The organism is Sorangium sp. So ce1014 (assembly GCF_051521505.1).
Taxonomy (GTDB): domain Bacteria; phylum Myxococcota_A; class Polyangia; order Polyangiales; family Polyangiaceae; genus Sorangium.
On record NZ_CP150356.1, the window covers coordinates 6,944,869 to 6,963,301 of the forward strand.

17 protein-coding genes are annotated in these 18,433 nt (G+C 71.8%); 11 read left to right on the plus strand and 6 right to left on the minus strand.

What is annotated here, in order from left to right; translation table 11 throughout:
• The first annotated feature begins 98 nt into the window (after positions 1–98).
• The 3 genes from WME75_RS26110 to WME75_RS26120 all read left to right on the plus strand — a co-directional run bounded on the left by WME75_RS26110 (position 99) and on the right by WME75_RS26120 (position 4,557).
• Positions 99–884: a phosphotransferase enzyme family protein gene (locus WME75_RS26110; protein ID WP_437476243.1), complete on the plus strand. Its 786-nt coding sequence runs from the start codon at positions 99–101 to the stop codon at positions 882–884.
• A gap of 171 nt (positions 885–1,055) precedes the next feature.
• Positions 1,056–2,186: a hybrid sensor histidine kinase/response regulator gene (locus tag WME75_RS26115; protein ID WP_437476246.1), complete on the plus strand. Its 1,131-nt coding sequence runs from the start codon at positions 1,056–1,058 to the stop codon at positions 2,184–2,186.
• Positions 2,176–4,557 (plus strand): PAS domain S-box protein, encoded by a 2,382-nt coding sequence (locus WME75_RS26120; RefSeq protein ID WP_437476249.1) that lies wholly within the window; start codon positions 2,176–2,178, stop codon positions 4,555–4,557. Before WME75_RS26115 ends, WME75_RS26120 begins: the two co-directional genes overlap by 11 nt.
• Before the next feature lie 13 nt (positions 4,558–4,570).
• On the opposite strand, the gene WME75_RS26125 is transcribed toward WME75_RS26120, so the two are convergent.
• The 3 genes from WME75_RS26125 to WME75_RS26135 are packed head-to-tail and all read right to left on the minus strand — an operon-like array spanning position 4,571 to position 7,076.
• Positions 4,571–5,908: an SLC13 family permease gene (locus WME75_RS26125; protein WP_437476252.1), complete on the minus strand. Its 1,338-nt coding sequence runs from the start codon at positions 5,906–5,908 to the stop codon at positions 4,571–4,573.
• Positions 5,905–6,624: a hypothetical protein gene (locus tag WME75_RS26130; RefSeq protein WP_437476254.1), complete on the minus strand. Its 720-nt coding sequence runs from the start codon at positions 6,622–6,624 to the stop codon at positions 5,905–5,907. The genes WME75_RS26125 and WME75_RS26130 overlap by 4 nt, the downstream gene beginning before the upstream one ends.
• A complete protein-coding gene (locus tag WME75_RS26135) occupies positions 6,624–7,076 on the minus strand; it encodes a hypothetical protein (RefSeq protein WP_437476257.1) in 453 nt (150 codons plus the stop codon). The genes WME75_RS26130 and WME75_RS26135 overlap by 1 nt, the downstream gene beginning before the upstream one ends.
• Positions 7,077–7,382: 306 nt before the next feature.
• Between WME75_RS26135 and WME75_RS26140 the strand changes: the two genes are divergently transcribed.
• The 3 genes from WME75_RS26140 (at position 7,383) to WME75_RS26150 (ending at position 10,444) form a co-directional block, all read left to right on the plus strand.
• Positions 7,383–8,102: a transcriptional regulator gene (locus WME75_RS26140; protein WP_437476260.1), complete on the plus strand. Its 720-nt coding sequence runs from the start codon at positions 7,383–7,385 to the stop codon at positions 8,100–8,102.
• Between the two features lie 164 nt (positions 8,103–8,266).
• On the plus strand, positions 8,267–9,070 hold the full coding sequence (locus tag WME75_RS26145; protein WP_437476263.1) for a hypothetical protein: 804 nt from the start codon (positions 8,267–8,269) through the stop codon (positions 9,068–9,070).
• Positions 9,071–9,283: 213 nt separating this feature from the next.
• Positions 9,284–10,444, plus strand: a complete 1,161-nt coding sequence (locus WME75_RS26150; protein WP_437476266.1) for an STAS domain-containing protein — start codon at positions 9,284–9,286, stop codon at positions 10,442–10,444.
• Between the two features lie 19 nt (positions 10,445–10,463).
• Here the strand turns inward: WME75_RS26150 and WME75_RS26155 are convergent, their stop codons facing one another.
• Together WME75_RS26155 and WME75_RS26160 are read right to left on the minus strand one after the other, a co-directional pair.
• Entirely contained in the window at positions 10,464–12,131 is a 1,668-nt protein-coding gene (locus WME75_RS26155; protein ID WP_437476269.1) for a hypothetical protein, read from the minus strand.
• A 231-nt stretch (positions 12,132–12,362) separates the two neighbouring features.
• Positions 12,363–13,028, minus strand: coding sequence for a glutathione binding-like protein (locus tag WME75_RS26160; protein ID WP_437476271.1), 666 nt, complete (start codon positions 13,026–13,028; stop codon positions 12,363–12,365).
• 76 nt (positions 13,029–13,104) lie between these two features.
• Between WME75_RS26160 and WME75_RS26165 the strand changes: the two genes are divergently transcribed.
• Both WME75_RS26165 and WME75_RS26170 read left to right on the plus strand, forming a co-directional pair.
• Positions 13,105–14,073, plus strand: a complete 969-nt coding sequence (locus WME75_RS26165; protein WP_437476274.1) for a LysR family transcriptional regulator — start codon at positions 13,105–13,107, stop codon at positions 14,071–14,073.
• Positions 14,074–14,231: 158 nt separating this feature from the next.
• A complete protein-coding gene (locus WME75_RS26170; protein ID WP_437476277.1) occupies positions 14,232–14,660 on the plus strand; it encodes a YciI family protein in 429 nt (142 codons plus the stop codon).
• Between the two features lie 27 nt (positions 14,661–14,687).
• On the opposite strand, the gene argC is transcribed toward WME75_RS26170, so the two are convergent.
• Positions 14,688–15,638: an N-acetyl-gamma-glutamyl-phosphate reductase gene (argC, locus tag WME75_RS26175; protein ID WP_437476280.1), complete on the minus strand. Its 951-nt coding sequence runs from the start codon at positions 15,636–15,638 to the stop codon at positions 14,688–14,690.
• On the opposite strand from argC, the gene WME75_RS26180 reads away from it, so the two are divergent.
• From WME75_RS26180 to WME75_RS26190, 3 genes are all read left to right on the plus strand, one after another.
• A complete protein-coding gene (locus tag WME75_RS26180; RefSeq protein ID WP_437476283.1) occupies positions 15,622–16,035 on the plus strand; it encodes a M20/M25/M40 family metallo-hydrolase in 414 nt (137 codons plus the stop codon). The two genes, argC and WME75_RS26180, sit on opposite strands and share 17 nt — an antisense overlap.
• A 48-nt stretch (positions 16,036–16,083) precedes the next feature.
• The gene (locus WME75_RS26185; protein ID WP_437476286.1) at positions 16,084–17,346 is read left to right on the plus strand and encodes a dicarboxylate/amino acid:cation symporter; all 1,263 of its coding nucleotides are present in this window, start codon (positions 16,084–16,086) and stop codon (positions 17,344–17,346) included.
• A gap of 292 nt (positions 17,347–17,638) precedes the next feature.
• Positions 17,639–17,887 carry a hypothetical protein gene (locus tag WME75_RS26190; protein WP_437476289.1) on the plus strand — a complete coding sequence of 83 codons (249 nt, stop codon included), beginning with the start codon at positions 17,639–17,641 and terminating at the stop codon, positions 17,885–17,887.
• The last annotated feature ends 546 nt before the right edge of the window (positions 17,888–18,433 follow it).

Consider the following 18,433-nt stretch of genomic DNA (forward strand, 5'->3'; position numbering starts at 1 on the left):
TGCGAGAACCGTGCTCCATGACCCGCGGACGGACGCCGGGATCGAGGGGATCAGGGCCGCCGGGGACGCTGGCCGAGGCTGGTGAAGAACCGCAGAACATGGTCGATGAGACGGTATTCCAGGGCGGGGTGAACATCGTGCGCCGGCGCGGGGACCGGGTCCACCGGCCCGCGACGGCGGCGGCGCCGGCCATCCATCGGCTGCTGCGGCACCTGCGGGCGGCGGGGTTCGACGCGGCGCCGGAGCCGCTCGGGTACGACGACGAGGGCAACGAGGTGCTGTCGTACCTCGACGGCGACGTGCACAACGCGCTCCCGGCCGAGCTGCGCACACCCGAGCTCCTGGCGTCCGCCGCCACCTTGCTGCGCCGCTGCCACGACGCGAGCGCGACGTTCGTGCCGGAGCCGGACGATCGGTGGCAGCTGCCGCCCCGGTCGCCGGTCGAGGTGGTCTGTCACGGCGACCTCGCGCCCTACAACTGCGTCGTCCGCGCCGGCCGGGTGGTCGGCTTCATCGATTTCGACAACGCCCACCCGGCGCCGCGCGTGTGGGACCTGGCCTATGCGGTCTACCGGTTCGCGCCGCTGCACGCGCCGACCAACCCGGACAGCGCTGGCACCCCGGAGGAGCAGGCACAGCGCGCCGCCGCCTTCTGCCGCGCCTACGGCGTCGCGCCCAGGGCCGAGCTGCTCGACACGGTGGTCGACCGGCTGACGGCGCTCCTCGCCACCCTGCGCGGGCGGGCCGAGGCAGGCGACGCCGCATCCCAGGCGCACATCACCGCCGGCCACCCCGCGCTGTACGAAGAGGATATCCGCTACGTGCGGGCGCAGCGCGACCGGCTCCTGCGCGCCTTCGCCGCCGCACCGGACCGCCCGAGGTGACAGCTCTCCTCAGCGCAGTCGAGCTCCGCGGCGATCGCTCTCAGCTCCGCTGGCCATGAACCGCGCCGCGCGACGCCGGTCGCACGGCGAGGCAGCCGCTCGGCCGGAGGCCGGGCGCTATGGTGGGGGCCGTGGAGCCTGGTGTAACCTCGCGCCCGAAGCCGAGGGCGCATGGAGCAGCAAGAGCCGAGATCCAGGGTGCTCGTCGTCGATGACAACGAGCAGAACCGCGCCCTGGCCCAGGCCACGCTCGAGGACGACGGCTACGAGGTCGTGCTCGCCGTCACGGGCGAGGAGGGGCTCCAGCAGTTCGAGCGCCACAAGCCGGATTGCGTGCTGCTCGACGTGCGGATGCCGGGGATGGACGGCTTCACCGTGTGCGCCCGGATCCGCGGCCTGCCCGGGGGCGAGAGCACGCCGATCGTGTTCCTGACGGCGCTCCGCGACGTCGAGACGTTCGACAGCGCGCTGCGCGCCGGCGGCGACGACTTCCTGACGAAGCCGGTCCGCCCGTCGGAGCTCCTCGCGCGGGTGCAGGCCGCGCTACGGCTGCGCCGGCTCGGCGCGGAGCTGCGCGAGCACGTCGAGCTCGTCCGGCAGCAGCGGGACGCGCTCATGCGCCTCCAGCTCCAGAAGGAGCAGCTCACGGCCTTCGTCGTGCACGATCTGAAGAACCCTGTGAGCAGCATGGACCTGCACGCGCAGTTCCTGCTCCGGGACCGCTCGCTCCCGGAGCAGGCGCGCGACTCCGTGCGGCACGTCCGCGATCAGGCGCGCTCCCTGCTGCGGCTCATCTACAACCTGCTCGACATCAGCAAGAGCGAGGAAGGGAGGCTCGCCCCCGAGCGCGCGCGCGTCGATCTCCGCGCGCTCGTCCTCGAGACGTTCGCCGCGCTCGACCTGCGCGCGAGCTTCCGGTCGCTCGCGCTGCGCGAGGCCGTCGAGGTGCCCGCCGTCCAGGCCGACCCGGACCTGCTGCGCCGCACGCTCGAGAACCTCGTCGAGAACGCCGTCCACCACGCCCCGGCCGGGACCGCGGTGACCGTGAGCGCCGTGAAGGACGGCGCCGCGGTGGAGATCCGCGTGGCGGACGCGGGGTCGGGCATCCCCGCCGAGATGCGCGCGAGGGTGTTCGATCGCTTCGTTCAGCTCGGCGGCGAGGATCCGGTGGTCCACCGCGCCGGCCGCGGCCTCGGGCTCGCGTTCTGCAGGATGGCCGTCGAGGCGCACGGCGGCACCCTCCGGATCGAGGACAACGCGCCCGGCGCCATCTTCTGCGTGAGGCTCCCCGATGACCCTTGAACGCTCCTCCATCGACCGCCTGTCTCCCTCCGGCCAGGCGCCCCACGGGCCCGGAGCTCCGCCGCTCGACGACGGCACGTTCCGCCTGCTCATCGACGCGGCGCCCGACGCCATGGTGGTCGTCGACGAGCAGGGACGCATCGTGTTCGTCAACGTCCAGACCGAGCGGATGTTCGGCTACGCGCGCGGCGAGCTCCTCGGGCAGGCCATCGAGATCCTCCTGCCGGAGCGCTTCCAGCGGGCGCACGTCGCGAACCGGTCGGCGTTCATCGCCGCGCCCAAGGCGCGCCCGATGGGGTCGGGGGTGGAGCTGTTCGGCCGCCGGAAGGACGGCGGCGAGTTCCCGGTCGAGATCAGCCTCAGCCCGCTGACGACCGAGCGGGGCACGCTCGTCTCGAGCGCCATCCGCGACATCAGCGACCGCAAGCGGGTCGACCTCACGATGCGGCGGCTGGCCGCGATCGTCGACTCCTCCGAGGACGCCGTCATCGGCGAGGCGCTCGACGGGCGCATCGCCAGCTGGAACCGGGGCGCACAGGCGATCTTCGGCTACACCGCCGAGGAGATGATCGGCAAGCCCCTCACCGCGCTCTCCCCGCCGGGGCGGGAGGACGAGGTGCCGCGGATGCTCGATCGGCTCAGGCGCGGCGAGCACATGGATCACTTCGAGACGGTGCGCAGGCGCAAGGACGACAGGGACATCGACGTCTCGATCACCCTCTCTCCGATCTACGACGCGATGGGCAAGGTCGTCGGCACCTCGAAGGTGGCCCGCGACATCAGCGAGCGAAGGCGCCTGGAGGCCGAGGCGAAGCGCACGACCGACCTCCTGCGGAGCGCGGTGGAGAGCATCCAGGGCGCGTTCGCCGTGTTCGACGCGCAGGATCGGCTCGCGCTCTGCAACAGCGTGTACCGGCACTGGCTCGGCGCGCGGGTGAGCGGCCCCATCGTCGGGCGGAGCTATGATGAGCTCATCGACGAGGGCATCGCCGCGGGGCTGTTCGCCCTCGGCGGCGAGCCCCAGGCCGACTTCCGCGGGAGGCTGCTCGCCTACCACGCCGAGCCGAACGGCACGCTCGATCTCTGCACGAACGACGGGCGCAGCCTGCGCGCGACCGAGCGCCGCACGGCCGAGGGCGGGACCGTGTGCACCCTCTGGGACATGACCGGCGACGTGCAGCGCGCCGAGGAGCTCCGCAAGGCGCGGGCCCTCGCCGAGGCCGCCAGCTCCGCCAAGAGCGAGTTCCTCGCCTCGATGAGCCACGAGCTCCGCACGCCGCTCAACGCGATCCTCGGCTTCGCGCAGCTGCTCCAGCGCGACCGGAAGACGCCGCTCACCGACCGCCAGAAGGAGCGGATAGAGCACGTCCTGAAGGGCGGCGAGCACCTGCTCAAGCTCATCGACGACATCCTGGACCTCTCGCGCATCGAGGCCGGCCGCGTGACCGTGTCGATCGAGCCGGTGAACGTCCCCGAGGTGCTGGACGAGGTGAAGACCACGCTCGACCCGATGGCCCAGCGCGCCGGGATCCAGATCGCCCTCGCGCCCCTGCCCGCGGAGCTCCCGAAGATCACCGCGGATCGCACGCGCTTCGCGCAGATCCTCATGAACTACGGGTCGAACGCGATCAAGTACGGCCGGAGGGGGGGGCGCGCCACCATCGCCGTGTCGATGCCGGAGGACGGCGTCGTGAGGATCTGCGTGGCGGACAACGGCGTCGGCATCCCGCGAGAGCAGCACGCGAAGCTCTTCCAGCCCTTCCAGCGCGCCGGCCAGGAGACAGGGCCGATCGAGGGGACCGGGATCGGCCTCGCCATCAGCAAGCGTCTCGCGGAGCTCATGGGCGGCGGCGTCGGCTTCAACAGCGTGCCGGGCGAAGGGTCCGAGTTCTGGATCGAGCTCCCGGCGCACGAGGAGCTGCCGCAGGTCGCCGCCCCGGAGCAGGCCGACGCGCGCGCGGAGGGGTCGCCGCTCGCCGGGCCCGGCGGCGTCCGGCATTCGGTCCTCTACGTCGAGGACAACCCGTCGAACATCGCGTTCATGGAGGAGCTCATCTCCGAGCTCGAGCGCGTCCACCTGATCACCGCGCCGAACGCCGAGATCGGCATCGAGCTCGCGCGGTCGCGGCGGCCCGAGGTCGTCATCATGGACATCAACCTCCCCGGGATGAGCGGCTACGAGGCCATGCGCAGGCTCGAGGAGTGGCCGGAGACGCGCGACATCCCCGTGATCGCGCTCAGCGCGGCGGCGATGGCCCGGGACACCCGCCGCGCCGAGCAGGCCGGGTTCTACCGCTACCTGACCAAGCCGGTGAGGGTCGACGAGCTGACCTCCGTCCTCGAGGAGATCCTCGTCCAGGCGGCGCGCTGACGGCGGCCGGCGCCTACCGCGCCGCCCAGACGGCGAGGAGGGCGTACGCGATCGCCACGGCCTGGATGACCGCGAAGCTCAGGAGGCCGGCCGGCAGGAAGTCGAAGAAGCCGAACCGGATGGGCCGGCCGTCGACGTCCCGCAGATCGGCCCGCTCGGTGAGCGCCTGCGCGAGCGGGCCCGACGTCGCGGCGGTCAGGAAGAGCGAGCTGCCCGCGCAGACCGACAGGGCGAGGCCGACATAGACGGCGGGCCCGGGCAGCCGCTGGGCGAGCGACTCGGCCACGTCGAGCAGCGCCGCCATGCTGGGGCCCGCCGAGAACAGCCCCGTGAGCACGCCGGCGAGGACGAGGAACGCGACGAGCTGGAGCGACGGCGCGACCGGCAGCCGCTCCAGCGAGCGCGAGATCTCCTCGAAGAGGCCGGTGCCCCGCACCGCCGCGACCATCACGAAGAGCGAGAGCAGGAAGAGCACCGCCTCGATGTCGAGCCCCGTCCTCGCGAGCCGCTCGCCGTGCCTGCGCGCCATGAGCAGCGCCGCGCCGGCGCCGAGCCAGCACACGAGCTCCGGGCCGACGCCGAGCTCGGCGGGCAGGAACAGCCAGGCGACCACCATCGCGGCGAGCGACGCCGCCGCCGGCACGAGGAGGCGCCGATCGACGCGCACCCGCCGGTGCAGCGCCTCGACCGCCGCGCGCGTGAGCCGCGCCGAGACCGGATCGCGCGGCACGCCCGCGGCCGGGCGCACCACGACGCGCACGACGAGGAGCAGGACGGCGAGCGCGAAGAACGTCGCCGGGGCGGCGCGCGAGAGGTAGCCCCCGAACGTCATGCTGCCCCGGCCGAGCAGCAGGATGGCCGGGAAGTCGCCGATCGGCGTGGCGGCCCCGCCGAGGTTGCAGGCGACGAGCAAGAGGCCGAGCAGCCAGGAGACGTACCGCTGCCGCGTGCCCATGAGCCGGAGCAGCACGTGCAGCACCGGCAGGACGAGCACGAGCGCCGTGAGGTTGTTGACGACGCCGCTCACGAGGTACATCGCGATCGAGAACACGAGCAGGACGCGGAAGGGCTCGGCGCCGCTCAGCCGCGTCGCCGCGACGGCGAGGCGATCGAAGAGCCGCGAGGCGGCGAGGAGCTGGGACAGGAGCCCCAGCGTCACGAGGATGACGAGCACGTCCCACGGCACCTCGGCGAGCAGGCGCTGCGTGGTCGCGACCCCGAGCAGCGTCGACGCGAGGCAGGCGAGGGCCGCGCCGCCCGTCACGACGAGCACGCGGCGCGACGGCAGGAGCGCCTGGAGCAGGAGCGCGCCGAGCAGGAGGGTGAAGAGCGCGGCCTGGGGCGCCGTCACGTCGCCTCGCGCGCGGGCGCGGGCGCGCGCGCGCGAGGCTGGCCCGCGCCGGCGGCGGCCTCGGGCGCGGGCGGGGCCGGCCCCACGAGGCACGAGAAATCGCCCGCGCTCGTCTCGACCATCCAGCGCGGGTACACCGTCATGGGCTGGCCGAGGATGTCCCAGCCGATCAGCGAGCGGAACTGGGTCCGCACGTCGGGGCCCGAGACGCGCAGCCACGAGGGGCTCACGTGCGCCGCGTGCCCGTCGGTGCCGTAGACGAAGGTGAGCAGCGCGCTCCGCCGCCCGGCCCAGCGGTGGAGCTCGGACAGCCCCACCGGCTCCATGAGCCCGTCGTAGTTCGCGAGCACCCGGCGGAAGTCCGGGTCGAGCCCGCCCGCGTCGGTGACGAGGCCCGCCTCGACGCCGGAGAGCCGCGGCACGAGCGCGTCGAGGCCGTCGGCCTCCAGCCCCACGACGAGCAGCCGGGTCACGCCGCGGAGCGCGTCGAGGACGCCCGCGGGGTCGAGCGGCGCCTCGGCGCGGCCGGAGAGCCACTGCTCGGCGACGAAATCGAGGACGGGGAACTCGCGCCCGAGCTTGTCGCGGGCCTCGCGGACGAGCGGGGCGCCGCCTTCGCCCATCAGCTCGCGCAGGAACAGCCGCGCCGCCGAGCGCATGCCCAGCTCGGCGGCCACCATCCGGAACGCCTGTCCGAGCGCCGGCGGCAGCGCCATCAGGCCGGCTCCACCCCGGCGCGGGCGCGCGCGGCGCGCGCGAAGAGGGCGTCGAGCAGGCAAACCATGGCGGCGTTGGCGAGCGCGTGGTGCGGCGGGCCGTCGGTGAGGCAGTCGACGAGCGCGGCGAGCTTCGGCGAGCCCTCCGGGGCGAGGCGCGTCAGCGGCGCGAGCGGGATGGCCAGCGGGTAGTCGTGATCGCTGCCGCGCGCGAGGTGCGGCGGCAGGCGGATCGGGACGGGCAGCGACTCGCCGCGCGGGGCGCCGCCCTCGTCCGGACCGAGCTCCTCGAGCAGGAGGCCGAGCAGGCAGAGCAGCGCGTAGCTCGCGCCGCGGTGATGGATGGGGCCCTCCCCGACGATGCACCGGACCACGAAGGCGCGCTCCTCCGCGTCGGGCATCCAGGGGGCGAGGAGCGCATCGAGCCTGGCGGGGCGGATGAAGGCGGACACCGCGGACGAGGGCAACGGAGCGTGGCGCGGGCGGTGGTCGCGAGGCGGTCGGGACGGAGGCATGGGAGCGTCCGAGCGTAGCTGCTCGGAACGGCCCGGATCCAGGCATGATCTCGCGCGTCCCGCGCGAGGCCGGCGGCTGGCGCTCGGCGCCAGCAACGCCTGCAGCGCCCAGCCCATCAGCCCTGCCAGCAGGACATGACACGTTGTTATCCCACGCAGAGCCCGCTCGCCGGCCAATACAGGATCTGCGGCGAGGCCGATTTCGCTCGACGATGCCGCGGCCTTTCGGCGTAGCGTGGCTGTATGACCCTGCGACGCGATCATGTCCTCTCCTGCACAACGCTCCTGCTCATCGCGTGTGGACTGGCCGGCTGCGGCAAGGCCTCCACGCGACCTGCGGCGGCGCCGGAGGCCGCGGCGGCGGCCGAGCCGCTCACGCTCAGGCGCTCGGCGGACGACATCCTCCTCGCGGCGAAGCTGCCGCCCGAGACCGCGCCGCGCGCGTCGCTCGAGATCCACCGCCTCGACGCCTACGCGGTGTGCAACGCGGCGCAGGTGCGCCTCTCCGCCAGCGTGAACGTGAACGCGAGCGCCGGCGCCGGGCCGAGCGCGCTCACGCTGTCGAGCCTCGTCATCGGCGGCCTGGGGCTCACGGGCGGCATCGTCACCACGGCGCTCGCCGCGGGCCTGGAGGCGCCGCCTATACCGGCGGGCACGCCGTCGCTCCCGGACGCCGAGCCCCCGGACATCGAAGGCAAGACCGGCGTCCTCGTGGCGGGCGTCCTCACCGGCGTCGTCGTCGTGGGGGCGGTGGTCGGCGCGCTCCTGCTCGCCGGAGGCGACGACGACGACGACGGGCGCAAGGGCAAGCTCGACCTCGGCGCCGGCGGCCCTGGCATGCGCGGGCTCCGCGACGCCATCCGCGACTTCGAGGCCTCGTGCCCGGACGAGCCGGCAGAGGACGCCCTCACCTTGTGCATCGACAAGGCGCGCGCCCTCCGCAAGACCTGCGCAGCCCGGTAACGCGGACAGCGGTCGCTCGACGCGACGTCTCGACCTTCCGGCGCAGAGTCGAATAGCCTCACGAGCACCACGCAACCCGCGCGGGGACGAGCAGCAGCCCCGCGGGTCCCGCCGCTCGACCCGCGCTTCCGCGCGTGGCCGCGCCGCACGACCCCGAGGAACGAATGAAGCGCATCCATCTGTTCGAGCTCGAAGACTTCAGCTGGTTTCCAGGGTGGCTACGGTCCTGCATGACCCGCCTGATCGTGACCGTGCACAGGACGCTGGGATCGAGCGACGAGCTGGCGGAGCTCCTCGCCAGAGCGCTGAAGGAGTCGAGCTCGGCCCGCATCGTCGACCTCTGCTCCGGGAGCGGGGGCCCGATGCTCGATGTCCTGGAGCGCCTGAACGAGAAGCCCGGGCTCGAGGGCGTCACGCTGACGCTGACCGATCTTTATCCCAACGCGGAGGCGGCGAGGAGCATCAACGCCCGGGAGGGGAGCAACGTATCGTATCGGACGAGCCCGGTCGACGCCACGGAGCTGAGCGGCGAGACGGCGGGGCTCAGGACCCTGGTCAGCAGCTTCCATCACATGAGGCCGGAGGGCGCGAGAAAGATCCTCGAGTCGGCCCAGAAGAGCAGACAGCCGATCTGCATCTTCGAGATCAGCGACAACAGCTTTCCGGCGTTTCTCTGGTGGACGGCCCTGCCGGTCAATTTCCTGATGTGCCTCCTCATCACGCCCCTGGCGAGGCCCGTGACGGCGCGGCAGCTCGTCTTCACCTACCTCCTCCCGATCATCCCGCTGTGCTTCGCCTGGGATGGGGCGGTCTCGAACGCGAGGACCTACACGCTCGGCGACCTGGACGAGCTGCTGCGAGGGCTCGGAGATGAAGGTTACCGGTGGGAAAAGGGGGTGATCGGCGGCAGGATGAAGAAGATCTATCTGCTCGGCATTCCCACCCGGCCCGCCGGCTCCGGCGACTGAGCCGCTCCGACGCGGACGAACCGGTATGTACGGGTCGTACGACTGCCGGCGTTTGCCGGCGGGCGCCGCGTCGCTGTCGTACGATCCGGAGATCGGGTTAAGGCCAAGCCCTGGTCCGCGTTCCGGATTGCCCCCTACTATCCACGTGCGTTCATCGATGTAACGTGGGATGCGCAACCGCGCGCTGGCTGTCGGGTTGCGGAGGGGAGTACGATGACCGAAGCGAATGGATCGCTTGGTTCGCTGGACGATTTCATCGCACACTCTACAGAGATGCTGTTCGTCGCGAGGGGCGACGGCGCGCTGCTGCGATGGAGTGACGCGCTGGGCCGGGCCATCGGACCTGCGCTCGCACAAGGGACCACGTTGACCGAGCTCTTCCACCCGGAGGACCGCTGCACGCTCACGGCGCGGTGGGAGCAGGTCCGCGGGAGCGCCGCCCCCGTCCAGGTCCACGGCCGGATCATGAGCGCGGAGCGCAGCTACCGGCCGTTCTCGTGCTTCGTGCGCGGTTCGCGCGCGGATGGGCTCGTTTACGGCTCGTTCCGCGACGCGCCTCCCGGCGACGGCGTCCTCGACGAGCTGGTCCGGCTGAGGGATCGGGACCGGATCCTCGGCGCGCTGATCAACGCCCTCCCGATGGTGGTCTGGGCCATCGACTCGGAGGGAACGTACACCTGCCACGAAGGCAAGGGGCTCGCGGCCGCCGGTCATCAGCCTGGGCAGCACGTCGGAAAGAACATCTTCGAGCTCTACGGCGACCTCGCGGGCGGCATCGAGCGCGCGCTGGCCGGCGAGGCGGTGCACGGGCTGGCCGAGGTCCACGGCTGCGTATGGGAGAACTGGATCGTCCCGCTCTCGGAGGCCGCGGGGCGCGTCCGCTCCGTCTTCGGGTTCTCGCTCGACGTGACGGAGGGCCAGCGCGCGCAGCTGGCCCTCCAGACGAAGCTCGACGTGATCGAGGCGCAGCAGCGGGTCATCCGGGAGCTCGCGGCGCCGATCATCGAGGTGTGGGACGGCGTCCTGGCGCTGCCCATGATCGGCGTCGTCGACAGCGCGAGGACGGCCGAGGCGATGGAGAGCCTGCTCGAGGCGATCTCCACCCGCTCGGCGCGCTACGCGGTCCTGGATCTCACCGGCGTGCAGGTGGTGGACACGAAGGTCGCGGATCACCTGATCAAGCTCGTGCGAGCCATCCAGCTGCTCGGCGCCGAGGGGATCATCTGCGGCATTCGCCCGAACGTGGCGCAAACGATGGTGGCGCTGGGGCTCGACCTCAGCGCCATCGTGACCAAGGCCAACCTGCGGGCCGGCCTCACGTACTGCATGCGGCGATTGAACGCGCGCGCGCCGACGCCGCGCACGAGCCCGTGAGCGCCCCGGGCGGCTGAGCTCAGAACAGCTGGACGTCGTCGAGCTCGATGCCGAGCGGCTGCCCCGGGAGGGTGCGCCAGTTCAGGTTCATGACCGCCCACGGCTCGAACGGCGTCGGCGTGCCCCACCCCTGCTGCATCAGCTGCCACCAGTACAGCTCGATGGTGACCCACTCCGTTCCGACCCCGAGATCGATTCCGTGGCTGTCGAAGCAATCCGAGCAGAACCCGCCCTCGGGCGTGGTGGGGAGCGTGCCGATCTCGAAGCGAACCGGGGCGCCCTGGGAACGGACGTTGAAGCGGATGCCCTGGAACCCCGACACGTCGACGGGCCACATATCGAAGGTGAGCATGACGCCGGCGCCCGACGCGGACGGCCCCCCCGGGGAGTGAGCTCCGAGCGCCGTCGACCCGAAAGGCCCCGGCACGGGGAGCAAATCGACCGGGATGGGCCCGTCGCCGTACGTCACCCACGGCCCGGTGTACGGCGGCAAGCGGCTGGCGTACGGCGGGGAGCTGAAGAAATCGCCGTCCTCGAAGTCCTCGATGAGGAGGCCCGACGTCGCGCAGAAGGGCAGCCACCCGCAGTCCAGATCGCTGCAATCCGCGAGCCCGTCCCCATCGTCATCGTAGCCGTTGCTGCAGGCCACATCGGTGTACTCGCCCCACGGCGCGCAGGAGGGCTGCCCCTGGCACTCCGGATCGCTGCAATCCGCGAGCCCGTCCCCATCGTCATCGTAGCCGTTGCTGCAGGCCGCATCGGTGTCCTCGCGCCACGGTACGCAGAAGGGTTGCCACTGGCACTCCGGGTCGCTGCAATCGGCGTAGCCGTCCCCATCGTCATCGTAGCCGTTGCTGCAGGCCGCATCGGTGTCCTCGCGCCACGGTACGCAGAAGGGTTGCCACTGGCACTCCGGGTCGCTGCAATCCGCGTAGCCGTCCCCATCGTCATCGTAGCCGTTGCTGCAGGCCACATCGGTGTACTCGCCCCCCGGTGCGCAGAAGGGTTGCCACTGGCAGTCCGGGTCGCTGCAATCCGCGTAGCCGTCCCCATCGTCATCGTAGCCGTTGCTGCAGGCCACATCGGTGTCCTCGCGCCACGGTACGCAGAAGGGCTGCCACTGGCAGTCCGGATCGCTACAATCCGCGTAGCCGTCCCGATCGTCATCGTAGCCGTTGCTGCAGGCCACATCGGTGTCCTCGCTCAGCGGCGTTGTGTCGTCGACCCCGATGACGATATCGAGCGTCCCCTGGCCGACGGAGACGACATCGCCGTCCGCCCGGAACTGGAACGCGACCGTCGACGTCGCGCCTTCGTTGATGAAGACCGACGTCGGGTTCGCCGACGTCAGGACCGCCGGGACGTACTGGTAACCGGAGCTGGTCCACCGCTCGAGGACCCAGCCAGGCTCCAGATACACGTCATAGGCGCCGACCGGCAGCACCGCCGTGAGCACCGTCGTGTCGCCGTCTCCATAGAAGAGCCGATGCGTCGGGCCGTAGATATCGAACAACGTGTTGGATAGGCGGTACGTCGCGCCCGTGGCGCTGGTCCCGACGAGGGAGAGGCTGATCGAGCCGACATCGGACGCCTGCTCGGCGCTGTCCGGCGCCTCCGCTCCACAGCCGACCGGGATCGTAGCGACCGCCAACACCGAGCATACGAAGAGTTGTCGCAAGTGTCTCATGATGACTTCGTATCAGAGACGCTCGCGCAGGAAAAGTGGGATCCTTGGACGCCCGATGACGGCGCGCGGCCGTTCCTCGCCTGGCTTCGACAACCAGCAAGGACCGGCTCGTGTCGGCGCATGTAGTCAACGTGCGCGTTTTCGCGCGTTTTTTTCGCGCGTTATCTTCACATCACGCGCCGGAGCCGATCCCGATCATCAAGCATCGGGCATGCGGTCAACGGGCATCGCTCACGCGGTGGCGTGCCCGGCGGCGGCCGGGGCGCCCTTCGCGTGCCGCCCGAGCTCCCGGACGTAGCGCGCCCGCTCCTCGGCGAAGGCGCGCGCCACGCTGGGACGCGCCAGGAGGCGCGCATGGTACGCGGCGAGCGCCGGCCAGGTCTTCAGGTCGACGGGCGTGACCTGTGACCAGTTGAGCACCGTGAAGAGGTAGGCGTCGGCGACCGAGAAGCGATCGAGCAGGAACTCCCGCCCTTCGAGCCGCCGGGCCACCCAGCCGAGGCGCGCGTCCGCCCTGGCGAGCGCGTAGGCCTTGACCTCGGCCGGGGCCGCCTCGTCCAGGAGCGGCAGGTAGATCGCCTTGTGGAGCTCGGTGCCGATGAAGCAGAGCCACTGCTGGAGGCGCGCCCGGCCGAGCGGATCCCGCGGCGCGAGCTCCGCTTCCGGGAACCGCTCCGCGACGAGCTGCAGGACCGCCGCGTTCTCGGCGAGGATCTCGCCGCCCTCGATCTCGAGCGCAGGCACGAGCCCGAGCGGGTGGATCGCGCGGAAATCGGCGCCCTCCTCGGTCCGATTCGTCTTCAGGTCGACCTCGACATACGAGGCCTCGGCGCCGGCCTCGTAGAGCGCGATGCGCGTGGCGAGAGAGCATGCGAGCGGGGAGAAATAGAGCTTCATGAAGACCTCCTGAGGGCGAGGAAGGTGCGCCGCGAGGGGCCGTGCGTCCAACGCATCGTCGTGATAGGAGCTATGCGTGTCTCGCATAGCTTCTCCTCCCGCGCCCCCGGCGCTCGGCCCGCGGCCTCAGCTCGAGGTCCGCGACCTGGAGCTCGTCCTCTCGCTGGCGGCCGCCGGCAGCACGGCGGGCGCGGCGTCGACGATGCACATCACGCAGTCGGCCGTGAGCCGGGCGCTCGCCCAGGCGGAGGAGCGGGTCGGCGCGCGCCTCTTCGATCGCGCCGCGCGCGGGGTCACGCCGACCGCCGCGGGCGAGCGGCTCATCGCGGGCGCCGGGCTCGTCCTCGCGCAGCTCCGGGAGCTCGAGCGGGAGGTCGCGGCGCCGGCCGCCGCGACGACGCGCGTCCGCCTCGTGTGCGAGTGCTACACGGCGTATCGCTGGCTGCCCTCGGCGATGGCGAGCCTCCGGCGCACGCTGCCCCGCCTCGAGGTGGAGCTCGCGGTGGAGCACACCCAGGATCCGGTCGGCGCGCTCGTCCGGGGCGACATCGACGTCGCGCTGCTCACCACCGCCTCTTTGCCGAGGGCCCGCGAGGGGGGCGGCGCCCTCGTGGAGCGGCCGCTCTTCTCGGACGAGGTCGTCTTCCTGGTCTCGACCGCGCACTCGCTCGCCGCGCAGGGGTCGCTCACGCGCGACCACCTCCAGAGGAGCCCGCTGCTCACGCCGAGCGCGTCGCCCGCCGAGGTGCGCTGGTTCATGAGCGCCGTCTTCGGGCGCCGGAAGCCCAGGCTCGAGTCCCTGCCCTTTCCGCTGACCGAGGCCATCATCGACGCGGCGCGCGCCGGCATGGGGATCGCTGTCCTCTCGGAATGGATCGCGGACGGCTATCTCGGGGGCGGCGATCTGAGGGTCAAGCGGCTGTCGTCCGGCCCGCTGCGCCGCCCCTGGCGGATCGCCTGCCGGCGCGCGTCGGCGTGCGTCGCCGACAGCCTGATCGCCGCCCTCCAGAGCTCGGCGCCGCGGCTCACCCCGCGCGCCGGATGAGGGCGGACGGCGCGGGCGCCCCCTCCCCCGGGCTGCCGCAGAAAGAAAAACGAAGGGGCGTGTCGATCTCGCGGCCCCTCGTTCGTCGTCACGACAGAGCGAGGGGTCACGCCCGGTCGAGGCCGTGCGGAGCCCTCTACCGAGAAGGAGACACGACGATGCGGTTCATGATGCTGATGATCCCGAGGGGGTACGAGAGCGCGGCGCCGGGCACGATGCCGGACGCCAGGGCGGTCGCTGCGATGATGAGGTACAACGAATCCTTGCAGAAGGCCGGCGTGCTGCTCGCCGTCGACGGCCTCCACCCGCCCTCGATGGGCGCGCGCATCTCGTTCCCCGGAGGGAAGCCCCAGGTGATCGACGGGCCCTTCGCCGAGGCGAAGGAGGTGCTCGGCGGCTACTGGTTGATCCAGGTGAAGTCGAGGGAAGAGGCGATCGCGTGGGCGTCGCGCTGCCCCGGTTCGGACGACGCGATCATCGAGGTTCGCCAGGTACAGGAGCTCTCGGACTTCCCCGCCGATGTCCGGGAGGCCGCGGTCGGGCTCCCCGAGATGCAAGCGCACGCCGCGCAGCGCAACGGGGCGTGACACCGCGGCCGCGGCGCGGCGCGAGGGTCAGTCGAGGCCGGTGCTCTCCGGCGTGCCGAGCATCAGATTCAGGTTCTGCACCGCCGCGCCGGAGGCGCCTTTGCCGAGGTTGTCGAGGCGCGCCACGACAAGGATCTGATCCGGCTTGCCGAACACGAACACATCGAGGCGGTTCGTGTCGTTGCACTCCAGGGCGCTCAGGGAGCCGTCCTCCAGCGCGCCCTGGCCGCCGAGCGGCATCACCCGGATGAACGGCTCGCCGGCGTAATACGACGCGTAGAGCTCGTGCACCGACGCGGGCGTCGCGGGTCGGCTCAGGGCGTCCACGAACAGGGGCACCGAGACGAGCATGCCTTTGTAGAAGTCGCCCACGACCGGCTGGAAGAGCGGCGCCCGCTCGAGCCCTGCGATGGCGCGCATCTCGGGCAGGTGCTTGTGCTGCAGGGTGAGCCCGTACGGGCGCGGGCCGCGGAGCTGCTCGCGGCGGGCCTCGCCGGCCTGCTCGTAGGTCTGGATCATCTTGCGCCCGCCGCCGCTGTAGCCGGTGAGCGAGTGGGCGATCATGCGGGCGTCGCTGGGCAGGAGCCCCTGGTCGACAAGCGGGACAACGAGGGCGAGAAACCCGGTCGCGTGACACCCGGGGACGGCGACGCGCCGCGCGCTCCGGACGGCCTCGCGCTGCCCGGGGCGGAGCTCCGGGAAGCCGTACACCCAGCCGTCGGCGGTGCGGTGCGCGGTGCTCGGATCGATGACGCGCGTGTTCGGGTTCTCGATCCACCCGATGGACTCGCGGGCGGCGTCGTCGGGCAGGCACGTGATGAGCAGATCCGCCTCGTTGATCAGCGCGCGACGCGCCGCCGGGTCCTTGCGTCGCTCCGGGTCGATCTCGAGCAGCTGGAGGTCGCGGCGGCCCTGCAGCCGCTCGCGGATCTGGAGCCCTGTCGTCCCTTCCTGTCCGTCGATGAACACCCGATGCATGGTGGCCCTGTTCATACGCCGGGCGCGCCGCCTCGACCAGGGGTTCGCGCGACCCGAGCCTGTCCCAACGGGTGGTGGCCGCGCCCCGGGGAGCGGCCTCCTCAGGATGCTGTCGAGCTCGCCGGTCACGGCCAGCGCCGCCGCGCCTGTGGAGCGGGTCGTGGCCGCCGCGCGGGCGACGGAGCGCGCCGAGGTCCTGGATCCCGGCCCGCTCACGGTCAGCGAGGACTTCTCGGAGTTCACGAGCCGCGTTCCCGGCTGCCTCTTCACCGTGGGCGCGGGCGGGCCGACCGCGGCGCCGCACCACCACCCCGCGTTCGACCTCGACGAGCGCGCGATCGGGCTCATCGCGGAGATCTTCACCCGCGCCACGCTCTCCGCGCTCAGGCCGGAGTGACGTGTCCGGCGACACCCGCGCGCTCCTCGCGGCATGCTGGCGCCCGCGATGACGAGAACGCTGCGGACCCTCTTCACGTCCAACCGCTTCACGCTGCTCCTGCTCGCCTCGATCGCCGCCGGCGCAGGCCTCGGCCTCGCGCTCGGCGAGCGGGCGGCGGTGCTCAAGCCGTTCGGCGACCTCTTCCTCAACCTGCTGTTCACCCTCGTGGTGCCGCTGATCTTCTTCTCCATCTCGTCCGCGGTGGCGGGCATGAGCAGCCTGCGGCGCCTCGGGCGCATCGTGACCGCGATGCTGGGCGTCTTCGTCGCCACCGGCCTTGTCGCGTCGGCGCTGATGCTCACGGCGGTCGAGCTCTACCCGCCCGCGGAGGGACTGCAGGTGACGCTCCCCGGGCGGCCGGAGGTCGCGCCGGTCAGCCTGGGCGACCAGCTGGTGGGCGCGATCAGCGTGCCAGACTTCGGCGACCTGCTCTCGCGCAGGAACGTGCTGCCGCTGATCGTGATGGCCTTCCTGGTCGGCCTCGGGACCACGGCGGCCGGCGAGCGCGGCCAGCCGGTCGCGCGGCTGCTCGCCTCGGCGAACGAGGTGATGCTCAAGCTTGTCGACTTCGTGATGTATTACGCGCCGATCGGCCTCGGCGCCTACTTCGCGCACCTGGTCGGCGCCTTCGGCCCGACCCTGCTGCAGTCGTACGTCCGCGCGATAGGGCTCTTCTATCCGCTCGCCGTCGCGTACTTCTTCCTCGCCTTCACGCTGTATGCGTGGCTCGCCGGCCGGGGGCGCGCGGTGAGGGCGTTCTGGAAGAACATCCCGGCGCCGGCGCTCACCGCGCTCGCGACCTCGAGCAGCATGGCGGCGATCCCCTTGAACCTCGAGGCGGCGCGGCGCTCCCGGGTGCCTGACGACATCGCGGAGGTGGTCATTCCGATCGGCGCGACCGTCCACATGGAGGGCTCGTGCCTCTCGGCGGTGCTCAAGACGGCGCTGCTGTTCGGCGTCTTCGGCCGCGAGCTCGGCGGGGCGGACACTTACCTCGCCGTCGTGGGGGTCGCGATCCTGAGCGGCACCGTGATGAGCGGCATCCCCGGCGGGGGCTTCATCGGAGAGCTGGTGATCGTCTCGCTCTTCGGGTTCCCGATGGAGGCTCTGCCCATCATCTCCACCGTCGGGGCGCTCGTGGATCCGCCGGCCACGCTGGTCAACGCCGCCGGCGACAACGTGAGCAGCATGATGGTGGCCCGCATCCTCGACGGTCCGGGCTGGAGCGAGCAGCCGCCGGACGCCTCTCCGCCGGAGGCGGGCGCCTAGTGCCCAGCTCCGCGTGTCAGAAATCCCGCCAGAACAACCGGTCGATGACGAGCGGTCGCCGGAAACAGCGGCAATCTTGGTAGCTTTCGCCTGTTTCGCCGCCGAGGGTGGCTCCGGTGTGGCCCAACGGGGCGCCCTGCGCCGCCGCATCGCCCGCGGTGAAGGGATCGTGGCATCACCGGTCCCACCGTACGGCCACGCTGCACGCGCTGGTTGACCTAGAGAACCTTACGCGATCCGCATCCCTCCTGGAGACTCGCTCGCGCAGGCGCGCGCCTGGGTCGGCGTCTTCGTGGCATGGTACAATGGCACCCATCGCCACAGCGCGCTGCGCTTCGTCACCCCCGACGACCGCCATCGCGAGCGTGACGCTGCCCTGCTCGCGGCCCGCGCGCGCGTCTACGAGCGAGCCCGGCGGCGCCATCCCGAGCGCTGGTCGGGCGAGACGCGCAACTGGACGCCGGGTGGCGCCGTCCGCCTGGCGCCGCGCAAACCCGACGAGCTCAGGGGGACTTCAGACAAGGAGGCGCTCGCAGCGTGAGTGGAGGCCGATGCGACAACTACCTTGACGGTCACCGCTCGCCAGCCCCCGACGACCGCGCGGCGAGCTCGGCGCCCCTAGGGCCGGCGGAGCCCGGGGAACGGGTGCGGGTGCGGGTGCGGGTGCGGGGCGGAGCGCTCGCCTGGGAGCGCGCCGGCTCGCGATCCCCACTAGGAGCCACTGAACCTGGGGTCGGTCGTCGAGGTCGAAGGTCGCAGTGGCCGAGCGCTGCCGAGCGCTGTCGGGGCGCGGGCGAGCCGGAGCTGATGGCAGCGCACGTGAATCTGGGCGAGCTCGGCGCGGCCTGATACGAGCGAAGCGTACGCCTTACCTGATAGCGCCTCTCGGCGCTCCACTGAAACCGAGCGCCATCGCTTCCGAACGCCGATGACCTAGGCCGGTGCGATTTGAGCACGGCCATTGCTTGCGCACACAGAGGCGTGTCCTAGATCCGACCGCGACTCGATGCGCGGCGAGGTGATCGCGTCACATTTCCGTATAGATTACCCGAGCCCGGCCGCCGGTCGGTGTCATCTGCGCAGAAGC